Source organism: Priestia sp. P5_B4 (assembly GCF_056400385.1).
The window spans coordinates 1-1,630 of the sequence record NZ_JBFULJ010000863.1 but is presented as its reverse complement, the minus strand read 5'-3'; the positions used below and the strand labels follow the sequence as shown (position 1 = coordinate 1,630).

The following is a 1,630-nucleotide window of genomic DNA, read 5'->3' as shown; positions in this document are numbered from 1 at the left end:
CATATGGACCGTGACGTTAAAGCCGAGAGTAGCGCTCATAATACCAATGCTTAAACCTAAATTACCGGTAGATCCTACTGCAATAGAATAAGAAGAAAATAACTTTTCACATCGTTCTTCAGCTAGAAGAGCGTAGCTGTCTTCCTCGGTAAGCAGTCCTTCTTTGATAGCAAGACTTTCAGCAAATTTTAATACTTCATAAATACCGCCTCTTGCTTTAATAGAACCTGATATGGGAAGAGCGTGATCGCATTTCATCAATAATTTTCCTTGCAGCTTATTATTCATTTGTTGATTTAAATAGTCTTTCATGTATGCAACTTCTTGAAGAGGTGATTCAATGATTCCTTTTGATGCTTTCAGCTCCGGAAAAGCGATTTGAAGAAAAGAAGAAAAGCGAGAAAGTCGTTCTTTTGCATCTTTTATATCTTTGGTATGTAAAGAAAGAGAAGAAAGTGCTTTTTGAGCAGGTTTTATATAAGGATTTATCCAAAGTATTTCCTGTTTATTGATTAAAGGTGTTAATAAAGGATATTCATGCATCCATGTAGCAAGGGGTTTTTGGTGAAATAAATGAGTTGTCATAAAAGCTCCTTTCGCAATATGTTATTTCCTTTATATGTATAGTACCAAGAATAGAAGAAGTTGAAAACGAAAATATCAAAAAGCAGAACGCACATTTTAACCACCTCTTGTATACTAATAAAGATAATCTATACAACTTCATAGAAAAAAAGGAGAGGAATTCATGCCATTTTCAGGCGATGATAGCAGATGTCCTATCTGCGGAGAAAAAAATAACTGTGCTTCTGTACAAGGCAGAGAAATAGAAAAATGTTGGTGCATGCAGAAAGTTTTTACTCCTGATCTGTTTAAACAAATTCCTTTAGAAAGCAGAGGAAAAGCGTGTGTATGTGTCAAATGCGTTGGGAGACAGAAGAAAGAAGGTGAGGATTAACTTGAAAAAAGGAATTATTTCATACGGTGAGGCATTTATTGATTATATTGCTAAAAACGAATTTAACACTAGCTTTGCCCCTTTTTTAGGAGGCACAACCGTTAATGTAGCAGTCGGCGTTCAGAAGTTAGGAGCAAAAGCATATTATATCTGTAAGTTAGGCAGTGATGAAACAAGTGATTTTGTAAGAAAGAACCTTTTAATTGAAGGAGTGAATCAAAGCGGCTGTGTAATATCGGAGACTAAAAAAATTTGTGAAGTGTATGTACATAAAAGTAAAGAAGGAGATCGTTACTTTCATTCCTACATAGATTCTACACCTCATGAGCAAGTGTACAAACATGAGCTACAGGAAGCTTTATTTGAGCAGGCAGCGATTTTTTATTTTGGATCAGGTACGTTGTTTCATCCGATTTCCCAGGAAACTACAAAAGAAGCTGTGAAGCTCGCAAAAAAACATCGTATGCTTGTAGCGTTTGATCCAAATATTCGAATGAAAAGATGGGAAAGTGAAGCAGCATGTAGAAATATCGTGACACCGTTTTTGTCCGAAACAGACATTTTGAAAATCTCTCAAGATGAGCTCCTATTTTTGATGAATTCAGCAGACCTGACAGAAAGCCTAGAAAAACTGAGAGCGTATCATATTCCGTACGTATGGGTAACTCAGGG

Annotated in this window: 3 protein-coding genes; 2 read left to right on the top strand and 1 reads right to left on the bottom strand. The window is 36.0% G+C overall.

Annotated features, from left to right (window positions below; all coding sequences use genetic code 11):
* A partial coding sequence (locus AC1DRF_RS26830) for a D-serine ammonia-lyase (protein ID WP_477742170.1) occupies positions 1 to 585 on the bottom strand: 585 nt, incomplete at its 3' end.
* A gap of 163 nt (positions 586 to 748) precedes the next feature.
* Here AC1DRF_RS26830 and AC1DRF_RS26825 point away from each other — a divergent pair.
* Both AC1DRF_RS26825 and AC1DRF_RS26820 read left to right on the top strand, forming a co-directional pair.
* Positions 749 to 958, top strand: a complete 210-nt coding sequence (locus tag AC1DRF_RS26825) for a cysteine-rich CWC family protein (RefSeq protein WP_043982119.1) — start codon at positions 749 to 751, stop codon at positions 956 to 958.
* Position 959: 1 nt separating this feature from the next.
* Positions 960 to 1,630 (top strand): carbohydrate kinase family protein (locus tag AC1DRF_RS26820; RefSeq protein WP_477742169.1); only part of this gene is annotated, 671 nt, incomplete at its 3' end.